Consider the following 21,563-nt stretch of genomic DNA (forward strand, 5'->3'; position numbering starts at 1 on the left):
GCCCTTCAACCAACTCATGGCAGGGAACACCACGCTAGCCGAAATCGTACGACATCACCTTCTCGGGTTCGGCGAGGAAGTTGCCCTGCACGAAATTGACGCCGCAGGAGAACAGGATCGACATGCTGGCGGCGTCCTCGACGAACTCGGCCACGGTCATCCGGCCGAGTGCGTGGGCCTGCTCGCACATGTCTTTGATCTTGGCCTGGTGCTCTGCGCTCTTGGCCAGGTCAGCCATGTAGGTGCGGTCCAGCTTCACGTAGTTGGCGCCGACGTGCTTGAGCAACTGGAAGGAATTCAGGCCGGAGCCGAATTTCTCCAGTGCGAAGCCGCACTTGAGTTGTTCCAGGCCCTTCTGGAAGAACTTGGCCTGCTTCAAATGGGTGACCACCATGCTCTCGGACATCTCGAAGACCAGGCGGTCGCCCGGCACGCGGGCCGCCTTCAGCTGCTGCGCCAACCAGGGCAGCAGGGTGCCATCGTCGATGGCTTGCGGCGTGAGCTTGACGAAGAAAGTGGTGGTGCGCCCCTGCTTGTGGCGCTCCTGCAGCACGCGGAGCACGTGGTCCACGACCCAGCGATCGATCTGCGGCAGCATGCCGAAGCGCTCGGCGATCGGCAGGAACTGGCCGGGCATGATCTCGCCCTTGTCGCCCTGCATGCGCAGCAGGACTTCGTAGAACTCGCCTTCCTGGCCTTGCAGCGAGATGATCGGCTGGTAGAACAGCACGAAGCCGTCTTTCTCGACCGCGCGCTTGATCAGTTCCAGCCATTCGCGGTCCTTGGCGGCGTCCGCCTTGTCCTGCGCCGCCGGGTCGAACACCTGGATGCGGTTGCCGCCGTCCGCCTGCGCCTTGCGCGCGGCCTCGTTGACCTTGTCCAGCACGAACTGGGAGCCGGGGACCTTCTCGGTCAGCAGGCAGACGCCGACGCTCGCGGTCAGGCTGACCGAGCGCTTGCCGACATCGAAGATGCGTTCCTCGAAGCGCTTGCGCACCTGCTCGGCGAACTGGATCAGCGCTTCATGCGGGCGCCCGCTGACGACCACCGTGAAGGTGTGATCGGCGAAGCGCGCGACCACATCCTGCGGCAACGCAGTCTCCTTCAGCAGTTGGGCCACGTCGCCCAGCATGAGGTCGGCGCCGCCGACGCCGATCTGGTCGAGCACCTTGCGGTAGTTGTCGATCTCGATATAGAAAATCGCCTGGTCGATCCGCCCGCTGTTGGCACTCGCGACCGCCTTGTCCAGCTCGGTCATGAAGTGCTGGCGGTTGAACAAGCCCGGTGACCAGGTCCTGGCGCTTGAGCTGGTCCAGCTGCTGCGCCAGTTCGGCGCCCACCGTCTGCTGGCGGAAGATGATCTGGGTGGCCGGCTCGCCCTCGATGCTGGCTTCGGACAGCTCCATCATCGCGTCGAAAGTGCCGCCGTCCGGGCGCTGTGCGCGCAGATCCAGTTTCTCCGGCGGCTTCTCGCCGCGGCCCAGCATCTTCAGCACGTTGCGGAACTTCTCCGCATCCTCGCTGGCGATCAGGTCGAGGATCGCGAGACCCTCGATCTCTTCGAATTCCTCGAAGCCGAACATCTCAAGATACGCACGGTTGGCGTAGACGTGCATGCCCTCGTGGACGTAGGCGATCGGATCGCGCGAACTGCCGAGCAGCGAATGCGCGCGGCGCTCGCTCTCGCGCCAGGCAGCCTCCATGCGCCGCAGGTTGCGTCGCGTCGTGAGGTTCTCGAACTCGCGCATGACAATCATCTGCAGGTGGTCGGCGACGCTGCGCAGTGCCACCTCGCGCGCACCTTCGCGCAAGTACTTGAGCTGAGTCTCCTGGGTGATCCCGTCGACCAGCTGGATCAGCGACATGTCCTTGCCGCTGCGATTGACGATGCCGGCGATCTCCGGCAGCGTCGGCGATTTGATTTTCGGGCTGACGAGCACCAGGTCCGTGGCGCCGCTCTCCAGCGACGCGCGCAACTGGTCGGCGTTGTCCACGCGATTGGGGCGCACGGCAATCCCGGCGTTGCGCAACAGGCTGATGACCTGCTCGGCGTCCTCGACGGAATCCTCCACCAGGAGAATGCGCAGGACGACCTTCTCGGCTTTGGCCATGGGGCAGACACGGTGCTCGGCGGATGAACTGCGGATTTTGACCGAAAGGCGTAGCAAATTGCCAGACGGACGGCGCATTTTCAGTCGCAAATCGCCCTGTTTTGCCGCCTTGTGCCGTGTTCCGGCGGCCCAGGGACGCCCCACGGGTGGCGGCAGGGTCTCGGCATCCAAGGAGCCCCCAGTGCCCGGACTTGTTCGGGGGTCCCCGGCTTGCTGTCCTTGCCCGCCACCTCGCGCGCCAGGCGTGGGACGAGGTAGCCGGGCAGTTCGCTGCGGAGCGCCCGGATCAGGGCGCGCGCGCGGCGTTCGCCCACCTCGAAGTGGGCCGCGCCGGTGACCCGGTCGAGCAGGTGCAGGTAGTAGGGCAGGACGGCATTCGCCGCCAGCGCCTCGCTCAGCGCTTGCAGGGCCTCGGGCGTGTCATTCACTCCGCGCAGCAGCACCGCCTGGTTCAGGAGCACCGCGCCGGCCGCGCGCAGGCGCTTGCAGGCGGACGCCACATGGGTGTCGATCTCGTTGGCATGGTTGGCGTGCAGCACCACGGTGACCGGCCAGGGCAGGCGCTCCAGCCAGGCGCAGAGCTCGGCATCGATCCGCTCGGGCAGTACCACCGGCCAGCGCGTATGGATGCGCAGCCGGCGCACATGCGGGATGCACCGCAGCGCCTCGCCAAGTTCTGCCAGCTTTGTGGTGGCCAGCGACAATGGATCGCCGCCCGACAGGATGACCTCGTGGATGCTTGCGTCGGCGGCGATGGTGGCCAGCGCGGCGCGCCAGCCATCGCGGGCAGCGAGTTCGTCGGCATACGGGAAGTGCCGGCGAAAGCAGTAACGGCAATGCACCGCGCAACTGCCGGTGGCAATCAGCAGCACGCGATGGGCGTACTTGTGGATCAGGCCCGGGCTGCGCGATTTCGCCAGGTCGCCCACGGGGTCGGCCAGGAATCCCGCCGGCGAAAGCGCTTCCGCCGCCAGCGGCAGCACCTGGCGCAGCAAGGGATCGCCGGCGTCCCCGAAGCGCATGCGCGCGGCGAAGGCGCGCGGCACCAGCAGCGGAAATGTCGTCGCGGGGTCCAGGGCCACGTCCGCGCGCGACAGGCCGAGGAAGCCAAGCAGGGCATCCACGTCGCGGAAGGCCTCGCGCAGGCTGGCCTGCCACCCGCGTGGAGGGAGCGAGACGGTTTCTGGTGCGCAAACAGGACTAGCGGTTATCATTCCGAGGTTTATCGCCGTGGGTGCGCCCGCGGCGCGTGCATCCTTTCCCAATCATAGCTGCGCGGCGTGCGCGGCTCGCGCATGGAGATTCCCGATGGCCAGCTATGGCATGAACGACGTCCGCAACGGACTCAAGATCCTGGTGGATGGCGATCCGTACACCATCGTCGACACCGATTTCATCAAGCCGGGCAAGGGCCAGGCCTTCACCCGCATCAAGATCCGCAACCTCAAGAACGACCGCACCGTCGAGCGCACGCTCAAGGGCAGCGACTCGGTGGAAGGCGCCGACGTGGTCGATACCGACATGCAGTTCCTGTACACCGACGGCGAGTTCTGGCACTTCATGCAGCTGGAGACCTTCGAACAGTTCCAGGCCGACAAGGCCGCCGCGGGTGACGCCGCCAAATGGCTGCGCGAGCAGGACATGTGCATCATCACCCTGTGGAACGGCGCGCCGCTGTCGGTGACCCCGCCGAATTTCGTCGAGCTCAAGATCGTCGAGTGCGATCCGGGCGTGCGCGGCGACACCGCGCAGGGCGGCGGCAAGCCGGCCAAGCTGGAAACCGGCGCGGTGGTGCGCGTGCCGCTGTTCGTGGAGAACGGCGAAGTGATCCGTTGCGACACCCGCAGCGGCGAATACGTCGGCCGCGCCAGCAAGTAAGCCACTGAACAGGGAAGCGCGCCGATGGTGATGGTCGTCGACCAGGTGATCGAGGCGCGCTGGGTGGTGCCGGTGGTGCCGCATGGCGTGGTCCTCGAAGACCACGCCGTGGTGGTGCACCAGGGCCAGATCTGCGGCCTGCTGCCGATCGCCGATGTGCAGGATCGCTACCTGCCGGCGGAGCGCGTATCGCTGCCGCGGCACGCGCTGATCCCGGGCCTGGTCAACGCCCATTGCCACGCGGCGATGACGCTGATGCGCGGGCTGGCCGACGATCTGCCGCTGATGACCTGGCTCAACGAGCACATCTGGCCGGCCGAGGGCGCGCTGATCTCCCCGGCCTACGTGACCGACGGTGTGGAGCTGGCGGCGGCCGAGATGCTGCTCGGCGGCACCACTGCAGTGAACGACCAGTACTTCTTCCCCGAGGCGGCGGTCGAGGTCTACCGCCGCATGGGCATGCGCGCGGCCATCGGCCTGATCCTGCTGGAATTCCCGACGCCCTACGCGCGCAGCGCGGACGAATACCTGTCGCGTGGTCTGGCGCTGGCAGACCAGCTGACGGGCGATCCGCTGCTGCATCCCTGTTTTGCGCCGCACGCACCCTACACGGTCTCTGACGACAGTTTCCGCCGCATCCGCACCTATGCCGACCAGCTCGGCCTGCGCGTGCACGTGCACGTGCACGAGACCGCCTTCGAGGTGGAGGACGCGGTGCGCCAGCACCACGAGCGCCCGCTCGCCAGGCTCAAGCGCCTGGGTTTCATGGGCCCGGACCTGACTGCGGTGCACATGACCCAGCTGACACCGGGCGAGATCGAGGACCTGGCGCGGCACAATGTGGTGGTCGCGCACTGCCCGGAGTCCAACCTCAAGCTGGCCAGTGGCTTCTGCCCGGTGGGCGATTTGCTGCGCGCCGGCGTGAGCGTGGCCATCGGCACCGACGGCAGCGCCAGCAACAACGACCTCGACATGTTCGGCGAGATGCGCACCGCCGCGCTGCTGGCCAAGGGCGTGACCCTGGATCCGCAGGAGATGGACGCCGCCACCGCGCTCAACTGCGCCACCCTCGGCGGCGCGCGCGCGATCGGCCTCGAAAGCCGCATCGGCAGCATCGAGGTCGGCAAACGCGCCGACCTCGCCGCGGTGGATTTCGGCTCGCTGCGCCTGGCGCCGGTCTACAGCCCGCTGTCGCACCTGGTCTATGCCGCCTCGCGCAACGATGTCAGCGATGTCTGGGTGGATGGCGTCCGCCGGGTGCGCGAGCGCACCCTGGTCGGCGTGGATACCGAGAGCCTGATGGCGAATGCCGCGCGCTGGTCGGCGCTGGCGCGCGCCGCGGTCGGTGGGCCCAAGTCATGAGCAATGTCGACAGCCAGGAAGTGGCGCGCTTCAACGAGGTGGCGGCGCGCTGGTGGGATGCGGACGGCCCCTTCCGCCCGCTGCACGAACTCAACCCCGAGCGCCTCGCCTTTATCGCCGCGCGCCAGCCGCTGAAGGGCGCATGCATCGTCGACATCGGCTGCGGTGGCGGCATCCTCAGTGAAGCCATGGCGCGCGCCGGGGCACAGGTGACGGCGATCGACCTCGCCCCCGAGGCGCTCGATGTGGCGAAGCTGCACGCGCTCGAGTCCGGCATCGCCGTCGACTACCGGCTGGTCGCAGCCGAGGCGCTGGCCGCGGAAATGCCGGGGCAGTTCGATGCCGTGACCTGCCTGGAAATGCTCGAACACGTGCCCGATCCGCTGTCCGTGCTGCGCGCCTGCGCCGCGCTTCTGAAGCCCGGCGGCCGGCTGTTCCTGTCGACCCTGAACCTCACACCGAAGGCCTTCGCGCTCGGCATCGTCGGCGCCGAGTACGTGCTCGGCCTGCTGCCGCGCGGCACCCATCGCTACGAGCGCTTCCTGAAGCCCTCGGAGCTGCGCCGGGCGCTGGTGGACCTGGGTTTCGACCAGCTCGAATATGAAGGCCTGAGCTACGATCCGTTCACCCGGCACGCCCGCCGGAGCGCGGATCTGTCGATCAACTACCTGGTGGCCGCGGTCCGTCCATGAGCCGCATCTGGGCGGTGCTGTTCGACCTCGACGGCACCTTGATCGACACCGCTGCCGATTTGCTCGGCACCCTGGACGATGTGCGCGCCGAACTCGGCCTGCCGCCCTGCGCAGCATCGCTGCCGCCGGCCGTCGCCGCGCGCGGCGGGCGCGGCATCCTGACGCTCGGTTTCCCCGAGGATCCGCAGGCGGTCGAGCGCCTGCTGCCGCGTTACCTCGAACTCTACGGCGCGCGCCTGGCGCGGCTGAGCCGCCCGTATGCCGGGATTGAGGCGATGCTGGATGCGCTGGCCGAGCGGGGCGTGCCCGTTGGCATCGTGACCAACAAGCCGCAGGCGCTGGCGACGGCGCTGCTGCGGCAGATCGGCTGGGGCGCGCGCTTCGGGGTGCTGGTCGGCGGCGACACGCTCGCGGTGCGCAAGCCGGCGCCAGAGCCGGTGTGGCATGCCTGCGTGGCGCTCGGCATCGCGCCGGCGCAGGCCGCGATGGTCGGCGACGACGAACGCGACATCCAGGCCGGGCGGGCGGCCGGCTGCGGCCTGACGATCGCCGCGGCCTATGGGTATCTGGAGCCAGGCGTGCGCGCCGCGGATTGGGCGGCCGACGTGACGGTCGCCACGCCCATGCAGGTGTTGCCCGCCTTGCTCGCCCGAATCGACCGCGTTGCGGCGCCGTGCTGAGCGGCGTCGACAGCGAGTTGCTGGGCTTCTGCGAGCCCTGGCTGGCGCGCGAGCCGCGCCTGCTGTTCGCCTGCCAGTTCGCCGCCGAAGGCGCCGGGCGGGCGCGCTTCCTCGCGGCTCAGGTCCTGGCGCGGGAACTGGCGCAGACGCTGCTGGCGATTTCGGAGCGGCGGGTCGCCGAGGCGCGATTGATGTGGTGGTCGGACGAGGCGAGCTACTGGCTGCAGGGACACCCGCGGCACCCGCTTGCGCTGGGACTGGATGCCGCGACCGCAGCGCCAGGGCTGGCGCAATGGGTGCAGCAGGTGCATGCGTGGATGGAAGCGCCGCCGGAGAGCCAGGATGAACTGCGCGCGCGTTTGCGCGCACTGGCCGCGACCGGCGACGCCAGCCCGGCGCTGGCGGACAGCGGCGACGATGCGGTGTGGCTGGGGCTGGCGGCGCGCCAGGCGCTGGTCGGCGCGGCCACCGGAGGCGCGCTGTTGCCGCTGGATGTTTGCGCGCGCCATAGCCTCAGGCGGTCGCAATGGCCGGAACTCGATCCTGCGCGGCGGCGCAGTCTGCTCGCCGAGGTGAGCACAGGCATGGCACCTGCCCGGGAAGCGCGGGGCGCGGCGCCCGCGGCGCTGGCGGCCCTCGAGCAGCGCTGGCTGGCGCGCATCGGCGACTCCGGCGACGAGCGCCTGCGGCTGTTCGATGTGTTCGCCGCCTGGCGCGCCGCCCGCCGCGCCCGCTGAGCCGCGCGTCAGAGGCCGAGGCGACGCAGCTCCGGAGGGTGCTCCGCGCGCTCCCACACTTCATCGAATTGGCGTTTGAGTTCGTCGCGCCGCGGCGGGTAGCAGATGTCGCCGTCGGCATCGAAGCGGTCGCCGAAGGTCCGGTAGAGGTAGCCGCCGGTGTCGGTCAGGGCGTACGCACCAGGGTAGTTGCGATCTTCCTCGCACGGTTGGCGGATCTGCACCACGCTCGACAGCCGATGCGCCAGCTCGACCAGGCGATGTCCCTCACGAACCACGCGCGCGGTGTCCTGCAGCAGGACGCGCACGCTCGCGCCACGCCCCGAAACTGCCACCTTGCGAATGGCTTCGAGCACCGCCGGGCTTTCGTACACCGCCGGCTCCAGGTCGCGCGTATAGATGCAAATTTCACGGCGCGCACTCGCGAGCAGATCGGCCGTGGCATCCACCAGCTCCGGCGCGCGCTCGGCACTGAGTCGCCGGGCTGTCGGCGCTGCGGGTACCAGTGAAACCGCCGGCGGCTGGGCGCTGACGCCTGGCAGGTCCAGCACCATGGTCTGGTGCGGGATGTCGCATTCCGTGAATTCCGCGCCCACCGGGGCGAAACCGGCCTGCGCATAGAACGGGATTGCATAGCTCTGCGCATGCAGCTTCAGGTGGCGGATGCGCGCGCAGCGGCGCGCTCCATCAAATGGCGCAGGATCGCCATGCCCACACCCTGTCCGCGCCAGGCCTTGACCACCGCCATGCGCCCGATGCGGCCGTCCGCGGTCAGGCGGCCGGTCGCGATCGGCTCGCCCGACGTGGTGCGTGCCAGCGCATGGTCGGCGTGCGCATCGTCCTCGTCCCATTCCTCGGCCTCGGGAATCTGCTGCTCCTCGATGAACACGGCCGTGCGCACCGCCTTCAGCGGCGCCGAGTCGACCGACCAGACGGCCGGCTCGATGTAGTAGCGGTCTTCGATCATGGCGCAGGCTCCGCGAGGGGCGTGGCGGGAAGGATAGCGGTGCGGAGGGGCTGGTGTTGGTTGTTGGTGCTGGTGTTGGTTGTTGGTGTTGGTGTTGGTGTTGGAAAAGGCCGCACGTCGGCCGCTTGCCGCAAACCGCCCCTGCCAACACCGACAACCAACACCAACACCTGCTTTCGCCAACACCAGCACCAACAACCAACACCGCTCCCGGCGGTCGTAGACTCCGCGCATTCCCGAGCAGGATTCCGCGATGACCATTCCTGCCCGTTTCCGTGCCTTTCGCATCCACGGCAACCCGCATCGTTCGGGGGTCGAGGACATCTCGATCGACGACCTGAATGTCGGCGAGGTGACCATCAAGGTCGACTGGTCCTGCGTGAACTACAAGGATGCGTTGGCCGGCACCGGGCAGGGCAAGATCCTGCGCCAGTTCCCGCTGGTCGGCGGCATCGATGTCGCCGGCCATGTGGTGGAGTCGCGCGATCCGCGTTTCCGCGAGGGCGATGCGGTGCTGGTGACGGGCTCGGGGCTTTCCGAGACGCGCGATGGCGGCTACAGCGAGTACGCGCGGCTGGAGGCTGACTGGGTGGTGCCGTTGCCGCCCACGCTGTCGCTGCGCGAGGCGATGGCGATCGGCACCGCGGGATTCACCGCCGCGCTGTGCCTGTGGCGCATGCAGAGCGTCGGCCAGAAGCCGGAGATGGGGCCGATCGTGGTGACCGGCGCCACCGGCGGTGTCGGCATGCTGGCCATCGATATCTTCAGCCGCGCCGGCTTCGAGATGCATGCGATCACCGGCAAGCCCGAGCAGTTCGAGGCGCTGATTGCGCTCGGCGCGCGCCAGTGCATCGCGCGCGCGGGGCTTTACCTCGGCCAGCGCCCGCTGGAGAGCGCTACCTGGGCCGGGGCGGTGGACAACGTCGGCGGCGAGCTGCTGTCGGGGCTCACACGCATGATCCGGCCGTGGGGCGCGATCGCCAGTTGCGGCCTGGCCGGTGGCATCGAACTGCACACCACGGTGATGCCCTTCATCATCCGCGGGGTCAGCCTGCTCGGGATCAATTCCTCGGGTACGCCGTACCCGGTGCGGGTGGATCTCTGGCAGCGGCTGGCGCAGGAATGGCGTCCGCGCCACCTCGACCGCATCGTCACCGGCGAGGCGACGCTGGACCAGTTGCCGCAGGTCTTCGACAAGCTGATGGCGGGCGGCGCGTTGGGGCGTACACTGGTGCGCATCGGCGCGCCGGATGGCGAATCGATGGGCGATTGACACGGGAGTGGGGCGGCACGCAATCGGCGACCGGCGAGGTTGCGAAGTGTGCTGACAACTTGTCCGCGCATCCCTGCGTATGGGTAGAATCGGACGGATGGAACAAGCTTAACGGCGGGGTAACTATGGCTCGGGTCTTGATCGTGGACGATTCGCCTTCGCAGCTCCTGGTGCTCAAGCGCATCGTCGAGGGGCAGGGGCATGAGGTGATCACCGCTGAGGATGGTCAGCAGGGCGTGGATGCGGCCAAGAAGCACATCCCGGACCTGATCCTGATGGACGTGGTGATGCCCAACCTGAATGGCTTCCAGGCAACGCGCACGATTGCGCGCGAGAAGACCACCAGCCACATCCCGGTGATCCTGGTGACCACCAAGGACCAGGAGACGGACCGGGTCTGGGGCCTGCGACAGGGCGCCAAGGGCTACATCACCAAGCCGGTCAACGAAGGCCAGTTGATCAAGGCGATCCAGGAACACTTGCCGCGCTGAGGCGATCGGCATCGGCATACACAAAGGGCGCCCGAGGGCGCCCTTTGTGTATGCGCGGCTCCCGATCACCACGGGTCGGTGCGCGCTCTCGCGCATCGATCACAGGTTCCCCAGCCCGGAGTACGCGCACGCGCGTGCTCCGGGTGCTTGCCGCTACCCGGAGAACCGCTGCGCGGTACTCCGGGCTACGTCCAGGTGGACTCAGCGCCGGCGCGGATCGAAGTCGCCGTAGTGCAGGCGCAGGGCCTCCCAGGCCTTGCGGTCGCTGTCGCTGACCGCCGGCGGTGCGTGGATCTGCAGCACCACGAACTGGTCGCCATCCGGCTTGCCGGGTAGCCCGCGTCCCTTGAGGCGGAGCTTGCGGCCGCTCTGCGAACCGGGCGGGATGCCCATCTCGACATCGCCGCCCAAGGTGGGCACCGACACGCGGGCCCCCAGCACGGCTTCCCATGGCGAAACCGGCAGTTGCACGGTGATGTCGCGGCCGTCGACCTGGAAGCGCGGATCCGGGCGTAACTTGATCTGCAGCAACAGATCCCCGGGCGTGCCGTCGCTGCCCACATGTCCCTGGCCCGACAGCCGGATGGTCTGTCCGGACTGGATCCCGCGCGGAATCTTCACCTCCAGAGTGCGCGCACCGCGCGGACCCTGCAGGCTGAAACGCTGCTTGCCGCCGGCGAAGGCGGTGGCCAGGTCGACTTCCAGTTCCGCGCGGACCTCGCCGTCGTTGTGCTCCTGGCGCGCGCGCCGCCCGCCGCCCGGGGCGCCGCCGCGCATGCGTCCGAACAGCGACTCGAAGAAGTCGCTGAACTGGCCGTTGCCGCCCTCGCCGAAGTCGAACTCGAAGCCGCCCGGCCCGCCGGGGCGGAACTCGTCGCCGGCACGGAAGCCGCCAGCGCGCGCACGGTCGTACTCGGCGCGTCGCTCAGGCTCCTTGAGTGCCTCGAAGGCTTCGTTGATGTCCTTGAAGCGATCCTCGGCGTTCTTTTCCTTGCTGACGTCCGGATGGTACTTGCGCGCGAGCTTGCGGTAGGCCGACTTGATCTCGTCGGCCGACGCATCCGGCTTGACGCCGAGCACTTCGTAGTAATCCTTGAATCGCATGCGGGTCGCAGGCCGAAGGAAAGCGGTCGAGGATAACCCCCTCCGGCGCAGGTCGGGGTGGGTACGGGACGGGACCCGGGGCAGCCGGCGCAGGCTGCCCCGGAAGGACGCTGGCTTACTGGTTGATGGCGATACGGCGCGGCGTGGTTTCCGGGCGCTTCGGGATCACGATCTCGAGCACGCCGTGCTTGCCGTTGGCGGTGATGCCCTCGGCATCCGCGCTGTCCGGCAGCGCAAAGCGGCGGTAGAACACGCCCCGCGAACGTTCGACGCGGGTGAACTTCTCGTTCTCCTCCTTGGTCTCGCTCTTGCGCTCGCCCTGATCGAGAGGATGCCTTTCTCCATGTGCACTTCGATGTCCTTCGGGTCCACGCCGGGGATGTCAGCGAGGATCACGAAGCGGCCCGGCTCTTCCTTGATGTCCACATGCGGTGCCCATTGGCTGGTGACCACATTGGACTGGTCCTGCTGCTCTTCGCTGAAGAATTTCTCGAACAAGTCGCGGAACTCGTTGGGGACTCGGGCCGGCAGGTTCCACGGGTTGTATCGGGTGATGGCCATGACGTTTGCCTCGCTGTCGAATGAGGCGGCACCGCTGCCGCCGATGGCCAGAAAGTGGGGTCCGGGCAGGCACTTTCAAGATTTCGGGCGACCGCCCAGGTGTCCCGACGCGCTGCCCGACAGCGCTATTGCGCCTTGTCGAGCAGTTCCGTGACCAGCGGGTTGCGCGCATCGCGGTCGATGCGCAGACGCAGGCGGATGCCGATGGCTTCGAGGAAGTCCTTCTCCTGGCGCAGATCTGCCCAGGTCAGCGGGTGCTGGGTCAGCCAGCCGCGCGGGAAACTCAGGCGCAGCTCGCGCCCGGCGACTTCCAGTGCGAGCTCCGGCAGCGGCTCCTCGGCGCGCGAGCGGTGCAGCACCGCGGCCAGGCGGAACAGCGCCAGCGTGCGCTTGAGCGCCTCGACATCGCGCGGCGAGACGTCTTCGAAGGTGGACTCGGGAACGCTGCGGCGGTGGCCGCGCACCAACGCCGCCACCTGCTCCAGTTCGCGCCGCGAGAAGCCGGGCAGATCCGAGTGCTCGATGATGTAGCCGCCGTGCTTGTGGTGCTGGGTGTGCGAAATGGCCAGGCCGATCTCGTGCACCAGGGTGGCGTGGCGCAGCGTCTCGCGATGCTCGTCGCCCAGGCGCCAGGGTGTCGCGATCTGGTCGAACAGCTTGAGCGCGGTCTGCTGCACCCGCTCGGCGTGCGCCTGGTCCACGGTGTAGCGCTTCGCCAGGGTCTTCATGCTGCGCTCGCGCGGATCCTGGTGCTGGAAGCGGCCAAGCGAGTCGTACAGCAGGCCCTCGCGCATCGCGTAGTCGCTGACCCGCAGCTGCTGCAGGTCGAGCGCCTCGAAGCAGGCCCACAGCGCGGCCAGGCCGCCGAGCAGGATCGGACGGCGATCTTCGCTCAGGCCGGGCAGCCGCGCGCGCTCGATCGCGCCGATCTCGATCAGGTGGTCGATCAGTTCGACCAGCCCGGCGCGGGTGATCTCGCGCTCGCGGCCGCCGGCGGCGGCGAGGATGCTGGCGATCGACTTGATCGTGCCTGAGCTGCCGATCACGCGCTTCCAGCCGCGCGCCTTGTAGGCCGAGATGATCGGCGCGAATTCGATCGGCAGGCGCAGTTGCACCTCCTGCCAGCGCTTGCGCGTGATCCGCCCGTCCGCGAAGTAGCGCTGGGTGGTCGCCACGCAGCCCATTTGCAGGCTCTCGGTCTCCAGGGTCTCGAAGCCCTGGCCGATGATCAGCTCGGTGCTGCCGCCGCCGACATCGATCACCAGCTGTCGCTGGCGCGGGTCGTTCAGCCCATGTGCGACGCCGAGGTAGATCAGGCGCGCTTCCTCGCGCCCGGAAACCACTTCGATCGGCGCGCCGAGCGCGGTCTCGGCGGTCATCAGGAAGGCGCGCGGATTGCGCAGCTGGCGCACCGTGTTGGTGGCGACCGCGCGGATGCGGTTGCGCTTGATCCCGCGCAGGCGCTGGCCGAAACGCGCCAGGCTGCCGAGCGCGCGCTCGCGGATCTCCGGCGTCAGCTGGCCGTCCGGCGTGAGGCCGGCGGCCATCCGCACCGGGTCGCGCAGGCGGTCGATCACCTGCAGCCCGCCGTCGGTGAAGCGGGCGACGATCATGTGGAAGCTGTTGGAGCCGAGGTCGACCGCAGCCAGCGGCTCGTGGTCGCGCAGATCGGGCGGGCGCGAGTCGATCATCCGCCGCAGATCCTGGCCAGCAGCGAGGCCTGCGCCGAATGCGGCATGTCCTCGCCGGTTTCGATCCGGGTGTAGCGGCCGTCCGCTTCCAGCTTCCACGCCTGCGAGTTGTCCGCCAGATAGTTCTCCAGGGTCTCGTTGAACACCCGCTGGCGCAGGCTGGGGTCGAGGATCGGGAAGCAGGTCTCCACCCGGTTCAGCAGGTTGCGTTCCATCCAGTCGGCGCTGGAGGCGTACAGCTCCTCCTCGCCGCCATTGCGGAAATAGAACACCCGGCTGTGTTCGAGGAAGCGGCCGACGATCGACAGCACGCGGATGTTCTCGCTGACCTCGGGTACGCCGGGGCGCAGCACGCAGATGCCGCGCACGAACAGCACGATCTCCACCCCCGCCTGCGAGGCGCGGTACAGTGCCTCGATCACATTCGGCTCGCTGAGCGCGTTCATGCGCGCCAGGATCTTGCCCTGGCGGCCCTCGCGGGCGTGCTTCGCCTCGCGGTCGATCTTGGCGATCAGCTCCGGGTGCAGGGTGAACGGCGAGTGCAGCAACTGCTTCAGTTTCATCGCCTGGCTGAGGCCGGAGAGCTGCTGGAACAGCTTGTGCACGTCCTCGCAGACGTCCTTGTCGCAGGTGATCAGGCCGATGTCGGTGTAGATCGTTGCAGTGGTCTGGTGGTAGTTGCCAGTGCCCAGGTGCACATAGCGCTTGGGCTTGCCATTCTCGCGGCGCACGATCAGCAGCATCTTCGCGTGGGTCTTGTAGCCGACCACGCCGTAAACCACCTGCACGCCGGCGTCCTGCAGCCGGTTGGCCAGGTCGATATTGGCTTCCTCGTCGAAGCGCGCGCGCAGTTCCACCACCACCGTGACGTCCTTGCCGGCACGCGCCGCCTCGATCAGGTAGTCGACCAGCACCGAGCGGCGCCCGGTGCGGTACAGCGTCTGCTTGATCGCCAGCACATCCGGATCGGCAGCGGCCTGCTTGAGCAAGTCGATCACCGTGGAGAAGCTGTCGTAGGGATGGTGCAACAGCACATCGCGCTCGCGCACCATGTCGAACGCATTGGCGCCGGGCTTGGGCGCCTGCACCCGCGGGCTGAACGGGCGGTACTTGAGGTCCGGGCGGTCGACCATGTCGTAGACCACGCCCACCCGGTTGAGGTTGACCGGGCCGTTGACGCGGTACATGTCGTCTTCGGTCAGCTCGAAGTGCTCCAGCAGGAAGTGGCCCAGCGAGCGCGGGCAGGTGTCGTGGATCTCCAGCCGCACCGCGCGGGCGAAGCCGCGGTCGAGCAATTCGTCCTTCAGCGCGTGGGCCAGGTTCTCGACATCGAACTCGTCCACCCACAGCTCCGAGTTGCGGGTCACGCGGAAGGGATAGACGCCCTTGACCTTGAGGCCGGGGAACAAATCGTCGACGAAATCCTGCAGGATCGCGGAGAGCAGCACCACGTCGTGATCGCTGCCGGCGACGTCCTTCGGCAGGCGCACCAGGCGCGGCAGCGAGCGCGGCGCGCGCACCAGCGCGAGATCGGCCTCGCGGCCGAAAGCATCCTTGCCCTTGAGGGCCACCGCGACATTCAGGCTCTTGTTGAGGATGCGCGGGAAAGGGTGTGCGGGATCGAGACCCAGCGGGCTCAGCACCGGCATCAGCTCATCGTGGAAATAGGTGTGCAGCCAGCGCCGCTGGCGCGCATTCCAGTCGTCGCGCGAGAGAAAGCGCACGCCCGCCGCGGCCAGTTCCGGCTTCAGCTGCTGGTTCCAGGTCTGGTACTGCTCGCGCACCAGCGAGAGCACCTCTTCGCGGATGGCCGCGAGCACCTCGTTCGGGGTGCGCCCATCCGGCCATGGCAGGCTGCCGGCGAAGTTCAACTGGTGGCGGATGGTGGCGACGCGCACCTCGAAGAACTCGTCGAGGTTGGTGCAGGAAATGCACAGGAAGCGCAGCCGCTCCAGCAGCGGCACGCGCTCGTCCTGCGACTGCGCCAGGACCCGCCGATGGAAGGCCAGCAGGCTGGTCTCGCGGTTGAGGAACAGGCGCGGGTCGCGGGCAGTCACGGCGTCGGGGAGGGCTGGGGAGGTCATCAAAGCTAGCAGAATCAGGTGTCGCTGCCTGCCGCTCGGGCGACCAGGCGGGTGCGCGGGAACACGCAGCGGAAGGTGCTGCCACGGCCGAGTTCGGATTCGATCTCCAGCCGCCCACCGTGCGCATTCAGCACGTGCTTGACGATGGCGAGGCCCAGGCCAGTGCCGCCGCTCTCGCGCGAACGGCTGGTCGAGACCCGGTAGAAACGCTCGGTCAGCCGCGGCAGGTGCTGGGCCGGGATGCCCTGACCGGTGTCGCATACGCTGAAGGCGGCGCCTTCGGGGTGAGCATCCCAGCGCAAGCGGATGCTGCCGCCATTTGGGGTGTAGCGCACCGCATTGACGGCCAGGTTCGAGAAAGCGCTGTGCAGATCCTTGCCGGAGCCGCGCAGGTCCAGGTCCAGCGTGCTGTCGAGGCTGATGCGGTGGCGGCCCGCGCTCAGGCCCTCGGCGTCGCGCCGGACCGCGTTGAGCAGGGCATTGATCGCCACCGGCTCATCGACCGGGCTGCCCTGGGCCTCAAGCCGCGACAAGGTCAGCAGGTCGTCGACGATATGGGCCATGCGCCGGCTCTGCTGGCGCATCTCGATGAACAGCGGGCAGAACTCGCCGAGTTCATCCGGCTCCAGGGTTTCCATGTAGCCATTGATCACGGTCAGCGGCGTGCGCAGCTCGTGCGAGACATTGGCGACGAAATCGCGGCGCACCTGTTCCAGGCGCATCAGGTTGCTGACGTCGCGCACGATGAGCATGCGGAAGCCCGGGCGATAGCTGATCAGTCGGCAGAGCAGCCGCACCCGTTCGTCGTCGGGCGAGGGCAGGTCGATCAGCGGTTCGTCCAGCCGGCCGTGCGACAGCCATTCGACGAAGCGCGGCGAGCGCACCAGATGGGTCAGGTGGTTGCCGATGTCCGCCGGGTAACGGAAGCCGAGCAGCCGTCGCGCCGATTTGTTGAACCAGTGGATGGTGTCGGCATCGTCGATGGCGATGATGCCGTCGGGCAATGCGCGCGCGGCGTCGCGTACCGATTCCAGCGCGTCGAGCAGCCGCCGGCGGATCCGCCGGTCGGCCTTGCGCCGGCGCTCCAGACAGTCGAACACCGGCTGCCATGCGCCGTTCGACTCTGGCGCATGCATCCGCCGCGACAGCAGCCAGCCCTGCAGTCGGGCGAGCTGGCGCAGTTGCAGCGCAGCCCACCCCAACAGGCCGAAAGCCATGCCGAAACCGGCGTGGCCGAACGGCCAGCCGAGCAGCAGGCCGGTGCCGCCGAGGGCCACCAGCACCGCGACGCTGCGTTCAACCGCGCGGAGGGATGTCATCACGCGATGATCGCAGGAACGCGCCGGCCAGCGCGTGATCAGACCGTGGTGGAGAAGCGGTAGCCGGCGCCGCGCACGGTCTGGATGTATTCCTCCAGCCCGCAGGGTTCCAGGCACTTGCGCAAGCGGCGGATGTGCACGTCCACCGTGCGTTCCTCGACATAGACCCCGCTGCCCCAGACGTTATCGAGCAATTGGCTGCGGGTGTAGACGCGCTCGGGGTGGCTCATGAAGAAGGCCAGCAGGCGGTATTCGGTGGGCCCGAGCTGCACCGGCTTTTCCTGCGCAAACACCCGGTGGCTGAGCGTGTCCAGGGTCAGCCCGCCCAGGCTGATGGTCTGGCCTTCGCCATGCGGCTGGGTGCGCCGGAGCACCGCGCGGATGCGCGCGATCAGCTCGCGGGTGGAGAAGGGCTTGACGATGTAGTCGTCGACCCCGGCATCCAGTCCGAGCACGCGGTCATCTTCCTCGCCGCGCGCGGTGAGCATGATGATCGGGATCTCGCGTGTCAGGTCCTCCCGGCGCAGGCGCCGAGCCAGTTCCAGGCCGCTGGTGCCCGGCAGCATCCAGTCGAGCAGGATCAGGTCCGGCAAGCGGTCGGCGATCGCCAGCTGCGCCGCGCGCGCGTCCTCCGCCAGCATCGGGGCAATCCCCGCACGCTTGAGCGCGAACGCGATCATGTCGCGAATGGCGGTCTCGTCCTCCACCACCAGCACGCGTTGTTCCAAGGTCCACCCCTGCTGTCGCCAGTCCGTCAACCCTGCCATTGAAGGCGGGGAACATTACAGGGGTGTGACAGTGTCATCGAGAGGGTTGTGGGTTCCGGGTTGTGGGTTGTGGGCAGCGAAGCTCGCTCCGGTCGCGACAGCGTTGGGGTCGCCGGGTGTTGCCGCCCACAACCCACAACTCACAACCCACAACCCGCCCCCTCAGCCGCGCTCATCCTCTTCCGCGCGGCGCCGCTCGCGCAGCACGATGGGCTGCCATTCGGCGAGTTGGGCGTCGATGCGGGCGCGTTCGTAGTAGTCGAGGTCGTTGCGGGCGGCGGTCTGTTCCAGCTGGCGCATCGCGTCCTCGTACTTGCCGCGCAGGAAATAGGCCTGGGCGTAGGCTTCGGCGGCACGCACCTTGTCGCCGGCAAGTTCGTTCGCGCGGGCGTACAACTGCTGCAACGAGGGGTCGTCGCCGTACTCGCTCATTAGCGGACGCAGGGTCTCCACCGCGCGCCGCCCGGCCGCTTCGCCATCGCGCTCGATCTGCGAACGGGCGAAGGCAATGCTGACCACGCGGTGATTCGGTCGCTCTTCCAGCAGACGTTGATAGCGCCGGTCGGCGGCGTCGAAGTCGCGCGCGGCGCGCTCGGTCTCGGCCAGCGCGAGCTGGTAACTCAGCCGGTGCGGATCGGCCTTGGCCAGGCGTTCCAGCGCCTGGTGCGCGGCATCCTGGTCGCCGATGCGCGAGCGCGCCAGGGCCAGGCCATAGTCCAAAGCGACTGGATCGATCTCCTTCGAACGCCGCGCATCCTGGTAGAAGCGCACCAGCGCCGGCAAATCGGTCGAGGTGATCACGCGCAGGCGTTCACGCATCAGCTTGAACTCGATGCTGGTCAGTTGCGTGCCCTTGCGCAGCTTGTCGGCGCGCGCCTTGGCCTCGGCGACGCGGGTGGTGCTGACCGGATGGGTCATCAAGTACTCCGGTGGCTTCTCGCCGCCGGTGCGGTGCAAGGCGCCGATGCGCGCGAAGAAATCGCCCATGCCGACCGGATCGAAGCCGGCCTTGGCCAGGGTCTGGATGCCTACGCGGTCTGCCTCGTGCTCGTTCTCGCGGGTGAAGTTGATCTGCCGTTGCTGCATCAGCGCCATGCCGGAGGCCATCGCCGCTTGCGCGCCATCGCCCTCGCCGCGGGTGGCCACCGCCAGCGCCAGGGTGCCGAGCAGGATCGGGATGACGTCCTCCATCGAGCTTTCCATGCGCCGGGTGATGTGGCGCTGGGTGACGTGCGCGATCTCGTGCGCCAGCACGCCGGCGAGTTCACTCTCGGTCTCGGCATACAGCATCAGTTGCGAAAAGGTCACGACCAGGCCGCCGGGCGAGGCGAAGGCGTTGACCACCGGCACATTGATCAATTCGAAATGGAAATTGGTCGTCGTGCGGCCGCTGCCCTGCACCAGGCGGAAAGCCAGGGTTTCCAGGTACTCGACCAACTCCGGATCGTCGATGCTGAGGTCGTAGTTGCGCAACTGGCGCAGCAAGCCCTCGGAGTACTCGCGCTCGGTCTCGGCTGACATCACTCGTGCCGAGGAGTCCCCGAGGTCCGGCAGCTCACTGCCATCCGTCTGTGCGCCGGCTACGCCGCCCGAAAGGCTCATCCATGCCGCGAGCGCGACGGCGCCGGCGCGCCGGCGCCCGGTTATGCTCTTGCGACCGGCCTGGTTTTTCTCGCTGCTCATGCGTCTGTCCGTAATGGTACTCGGCAACCCTGCGCATTCCAGCGCCGAGCGCGTCGCGCTGCGGGCGCTCGAGTTGGCCCACGCCGACGGGCATGCCCTGGATACCGCGTTCTTGTACCACAACGGGACTTATGCGGCTCTGAATCCGGCCGGTCAGGCGCATCCGGATTGGCAGCGCCTGGCCAGCGGAGCCGGGCTGGTCTGCGTGGTGTGTCGCACGGCCTGGGAGCGCTTGGGCGGCAACGGCGATCCGCCAGCACCTTTCCGCCTGGGCGGGCTGGCCGACTGGGTGGCCGCGGTGGAGCGCAGCGACCGCGTATTGCGCTTCGGGACTCTCGCGACATGACGCCGTTGCGCCTGTTGTTCGCCCATGGTCCAGGGAACGAGGCCATCTGGCGTGCGGGCTTCGACCTGGCGCAGGCGGCCGCCGCGCTCGACTCGCCGCTGGAGCTGGGATTTGCCGGTGACGGCCTGCTGCTGATCACGCTCAACCCGGACGGCAGCCGTCCCGCGAGCTATGCGCGATTCGCCAGCTTGAGTCTGCTCGACGTTGCTGCCGCGTGCGTGCCGGCGGCGCTCGCCGGACCCGCCGCGCTGCCGTTGGAGCCGCTCGGCGAGCAGGCCTGGCGCGACTGGTTGCGCCGCGCACCGTTGCAGGTCTGGTGAGATGGGTGTGCTCCACCACGTCTCGCTCGAGCCCGCCGATCATGCGGCCTGGGCGGTGCTGCTGGATACGCTTGCCGATGGCGACATGGTAGTGCTGCTCGACCAGGCGATACGCGACGCCGACATCGTCGCGCGCATCATTGGCGCCTCATCGGTGGCCGCGCGCTGGTACGTGCCGGCGGTCGAGTGGCCATCGGGTGCGGGCTTGCCTGCTCCGTTGGCGCTGATCGCGGATGCCGCCTGGTGGGCGCTGGTCGCGGCAGGGGAGAGGCTCGTCGAATGGAACTGAATGGCGGGATCTACGCCCGCGATCCGGCTGGCTACCTCCTGGATGCGTCCGTCTGGACCCCTGAGTTCGCCGCGGCCGTGGCTGCGGAGGAGGGCATCGCGCTCGGGCCCGATCATTGGCAGGTGCTGCAATTCCTGCGCGAATATCACGCACGGTTCGAGCACAGCCCGCCGATGCGCGTGCTGGTCAAGGCCATCGCGCCGCTGCTGGGTGAACCGAAAGCCACCAGCCGCCGTCTGTACCAGTTGTTTCCGGATGGCCCGGCAAGGCAGGCTTGCAAGATCGCCGGGCTGCCCAAACCTGAAGGGTGCCTTTGAAGCCGGTCGTGGGTTGTGGGCAAGGCCCGAGCAGCGATCTGAAAGGGTAGCCGGCAGCGTCGGCTCCCCCAGGCCCACGAGGTGCGAGCCTTGCTGCCCACAACCCACAACCCACAACCCACAACCCACAACCCACAACCCACAACCCACAACCCACAACCCACAACCCACAACCCACAACCCACAACCCACAACCCACAACCCACAACCCTTTTCCCAGTCACCCACGACCCACAACCCAACCCATGGCCACCATCCAGATGTACACCACTGCGATCTGTCCCTATTGCATGGCAGCCAAGGGGCTGCTCGCGCGCAAGGGACATACGGCGATCGAAGAGATCCGTGTCGACCTGAATCCGGTGTTGCGCGACGAGATGATCCGGCGCACGCAGCGGCGCACGGTGCCGCAGATTTTCATCAATGGGGTGCACGTCGGCGGGCATGACGACATGGTCGCGCTGGACCGAGCTGGCAAGCTGGAGCCACTGCTGCAGGGGGTGGCGTCATGAGCGACCGCGTGCAGCAGTTCGTTTCGTTCCGTCAGCGTATGAACGAGCGCATCCTCGGTATCGACAACCAGCTGACCAAACGGTTCTTCTCGCTCGATCGCCAGTGTTATTCCGAGGGGCCGCGCCTCGATGTGCGCACCAAGGAGATGCTTGGGCTGGTGGCTTCGCTGGTGCTGCGTTGCGACGATTGCGTCAGCTACCACCTGGCCCAGTGCCGCCAGGCAGGCCTCAGCTTCGAGGAAATCTTCGAGGCAATGAGCGTGGGGCTGGTGGTCGGCGGGTCGATCGTGATCCCGCATTTGCGGCGTGCGGTCGACTTCCTCGACCAGCTCGCCGCCGCGGAGGCCGCGCCTGCGGCGGAGTGAGGGCGCGCGTCGGC

Annotated in this window: 21 protein-coding genes and 2 pseudogenes; 13 read left to right on the forward strand and 10 right to left on the reverse strand. The window is 68.0% G+C overall.

Going from position 1 to position 21,563, the window contains the following annotated elements:
* Nucleotides 1–34 precede the first annotated feature (34 nt).
* Nucleotides 35–1,258, reverse strand: coding sequence for an EAL domain-containing protein (locus tag IPK27_09065; GenBank protein MBK8067764.1), 1,224 nt, complete (start codon nt 1,256–1,258; stop codon nt 35–37).
* A gap of 933 nt (nt 1,259–2,191) precedes the next feature.
* Entirely contained in the window at nt 2,192–3,325 is a 1,134-nt protein-coding gene (gene epmB, locus IPK27_09070; GenBank protein MBK8067765.1) for an EF-P beta-lysylation protein EpmB, read from the reverse strand.
* Between the two features lie 94 nt (nt 3,326–3,419).
* On the opposite strand from epmB, the gene efp reads away from it, so the two are divergent.
* Genes efp through IPK27_09095 form a run of 5 tightly spaced genes read left to right on the forward strand, consistent with a single transcriptional unit; the run spans nt 3,420 to nt 7,460 of the window.
* Nucleotides 3,420–3,989 carry an elongation factor P gene (efp, locus tag IPK27_09075; protein MBK8067766.1) on the forward strand — a complete coding sequence of 190 codons (570 nt, stop codon included), beginning with the start codon at nt 3,420–3,422 and terminating at the stop codon, nt 3,987–3,989.
* Between the two features lie 24 nt (nt 3,990–4,013).
* On the forward strand, nt 4,014–5,351 hold the full coding sequence (locus IPK27_09080) for a TRZ/ATZ family hydrolase (GenBank protein ID MBK8067767.1): 1,338 nt from the start codon (nt 4,014–4,016) through the stop codon (nt 5,349–5,351).
* On the forward strand, nt 5,348–6,043 hold the full coding sequence (ubiG, locus tag IPK27_09085) for a bifunctional 2-polyprenyl-6-hydroxyphenol methylase/3-demethylubiquinol 3-O-methyltransferase UbiG (GenBank protein ID MBK8067768.1): 696 nt from the start codon (nt 5,348–5,350) through the stop codon (nt 6,041–6,043). Before IPK27_09080 ends, ubiG begins: the two co-directional genes overlap by 4 nt.
* Nucleotides 6,040–6,723: an HAD-IA family hydrolase gene (locus tag IPK27_09090; GenBank protein ID MBK8067769.1), complete on the forward strand. Its 684-nt coding sequence runs from the start codon at nt 6,040–6,042 to the stop codon at nt 6,721–6,723. The genes ubiG and IPK27_09090 overlap by 4 nt, the downstream gene beginning before the upstream one ends.
* Nucleotides 6,717–7,460, forward strand: a complete 744-nt coding sequence (locus IPK27_09095; GenBank protein MBK8067770.1) for a hypothetical protein — start codon at nt 6,717–6,719, stop codon at nt 7,458–7,460. The genes IPK27_09090 and IPK27_09095 overlap by 7 nt, the downstream gene beginning before the upstream one ends.
* Nucleotides 7,461–7,468: 8 nt before the next feature.
* On the opposite strand, the pseudogene IPK27_09100 reads toward IPK27_09095, so the two are convergent.
* Nucleotides 7,469–8,427, reverse strand: a pseudogene (locus tag IPK27_09100) (GNAT family N-acetyltransferase).
* A gap of 253 nt (nt 8,428–8,680) precedes the next feature.
* Here IPK27_09100 and IPK27_09105 point away from each other — a divergent pair.
* Both IPK27_09105 and pilH read left to right on the forward strand, forming a co-directional pair.
* Nucleotides 8,681–9,700: an oxidoreductase gene (locus IPK27_09105; GenBank protein ID MBK8067771.1), complete on the forward strand. Its 1,020-nt coding sequence runs from the start codon at nt 8,681–8,683 to the stop codon at nt 9,698–9,700.
* Between the two features lie 125 nt (nt 9,701–9,825).
* Nucleotides 9,826–10,191 (forward strand): twitching motility response regulator PilH, encoded by a 366-nt coding sequence (pilH, locus tag IPK27_09110; GenBank protein ID MBK8067772.1) that lies wholly within the window; start codon nt 9,826–9,828, stop codon nt 10,189–10,191.
* Between the two features lie 201 nt (nt 10,192–10,392).
* Here pilH and IPK27_09115 read toward each other — a convergent pair whose 3' ends face one another.
* The 7 genes and pseudogenes from IPK27_09115 to IPK27_09145 all read right to left on the reverse strand — a co-directional run bounded on the left by IPK27_09115 (nt 10,393) and on the right by IPK27_09145 (nt 19,400).
* Nucleotides 10,393–11,295 (reverse strand): DnaJ domain-containing protein, encoded by a 903-nt coding sequence (locus IPK27_09115; GenBank protein MBK8067773.1) that lies wholly within the window; start codon nt 11,293–11,295, stop codon nt 10,393–10,395.
* 115 nt (nt 11,296–11,410) lie between these two features.
* Nucleotides 11,411–11,856, reverse strand: a pseudogene (locus IPK27_09120) (Hsp20/alpha crystallin family protein).
* 125 nt (nt 11,857–11,981) lie between these two features.
* Nucleotides 11,982–13,547: an exopolyphosphatase gene (gene ppx / locus IPK27_09125; GenBank protein MBK8067774.1), complete on the reverse strand. Its 1,566-nt coding sequence runs from the start codon at nt 13,545–13,547 to the stop codon at nt 11,982–11,984.
* The gene (gene ppk1 / locus IPK27_09130; GenBank protein MBK8067775.1) at nt 13,544–15,631 is read right to left on the reverse strand and encodes a polyphosphate kinase 1; all 2,088 of its coding nucleotides are present in this window, start codon (nt 15,629–15,631) and stop codon (nt 13,544–13,546) included. Before ppk1 ends, ppx begins: the two co-directional genes overlap by 4 nt.
* Before the next feature lie 14 nt (nt 15,632–15,645).
* On the reverse strand, nt 15,646–16,950 hold the full coding sequence (gene phoR, locus IPK27_09135) for a phosphate regulon sensor histidine kinase PhoR (protein ID MBK8067776.1): 1,305 nt from the start codon (nt 16,948–16,950) through the stop codon (nt 15,646–15,648).
* A 38-nt stretch (nt 16,951–16,988) separates the two neighbouring features.
* Nucleotides 16,989–17,678, reverse strand: a complete 690-nt coding sequence (gene phoB, locus IPK27_09140) for a phosphate regulon transcriptional regulator PhoB (GenBank protein MBK8067777.1) — start codon at nt 17,676–17,678, stop codon at nt 16,989–16,991.
* A 201-nt stretch (nt 17,679–17,879) separates the two neighbouring features.
* Nucleotides 17,880–19,400 (reverse strand): M48 family metallopeptidase, encoded by a 1,521-nt coding sequence (locus tag IPK27_09145; protein ID MBK8067778.1) that lies wholly within the window; start codon nt 19,398–19,400, stop codon nt 17,880–17,882.
* Between IPK27_09145 and IPK27_09150 the strand changes: the two genes are divergently transcribed.
* From IPK27_09150 to IPK27_09175, 6 genes are all read left to right on the forward strand, one after another.
* Nucleotides 19,399–19,746 carry a DsrE family protein gene (locus tag IPK27_09150; GenBank protein ID MBK8067779.1) on the forward strand — a complete coding sequence of 116 codons (348 nt, stop codon included), beginning with the start codon at nt 19,399–19,401 and terminating at the stop codon, nt 19,744–19,746. The two genes, IPK27_09145 and IPK27_09150, sit on opposite strands and share 2 nt — an antisense overlap.
* Nucleotides 19,743–20,066 carry a hypothetical protein gene (locus IPK27_09155; protein ID MBK8067780.1) on the forward strand — a complete coding sequence of 108 codons (324 nt, stop codon included), beginning with the start codon at nt 19,743–19,745 and terminating at the stop codon, nt 20,064–20,066. Before IPK27_09150 ends, IPK27_09155 begins: the two co-directional genes overlap by 4 nt.
* A 1-nt stretch (nt 20,067) precedes the next feature.
* A complete protein-coding gene (locus tag IPK27_09160; protein MBK8067781.1) occupies nt 20,068–20,355 on the forward strand; it encodes a hypothetical protein in 288 nt (95 codons plus the stop codon).
* Complete coding sequence (locus tag IPK27_09165; GenBank protein ID MBK8067782.1) at nt 20,346–20,672, forward strand: TusE/DsrC/DsvC family sulfur relay protein; 327 nt, start codon at nt 20,346–20,348, stop codon at nt 20,670–20,672. Before IPK27_09160 ends, IPK27_09165 begins: the two co-directional genes overlap by 10 nt.
* A gap of 245 nt (nt 20,673–20,917) precedes the next feature.
* Nucleotides 20,918–21,184, forward strand: a complete 267-nt coding sequence (gene grxC / locus IPK27_09170) for a glutaredoxin 3 (protein MBK8067783.1) — start codon at nt 20,918–20,920, stop codon at nt 21,182–21,184.
* Nucleotides 21,181–21,549 carry a carboxymuconolactone decarboxylase family protein gene (locus IPK27_09175; protein MBK8067784.1) on the forward strand — a complete coding sequence of 123 codons (369 nt, stop codon included), beginning with the start codon at nt 21,181–21,183 and terminating at the stop codon, nt 21,547–21,549. The genes grxC and IPK27_09175 overlap by 4 nt, the downstream gene beginning before the upstream one ends.
* Nucleotides 21,550–21,563 lie beyond the last annotated feature (14 nt).

This window comes from Rhodanobacteraceae bacterium (assembly GCA_016713135.1).
GTDB lineage: Bacteria > Pseudomonadota > Gammaproteobacteria > Xanthomonadales > SZUA-5 > JADKFD01.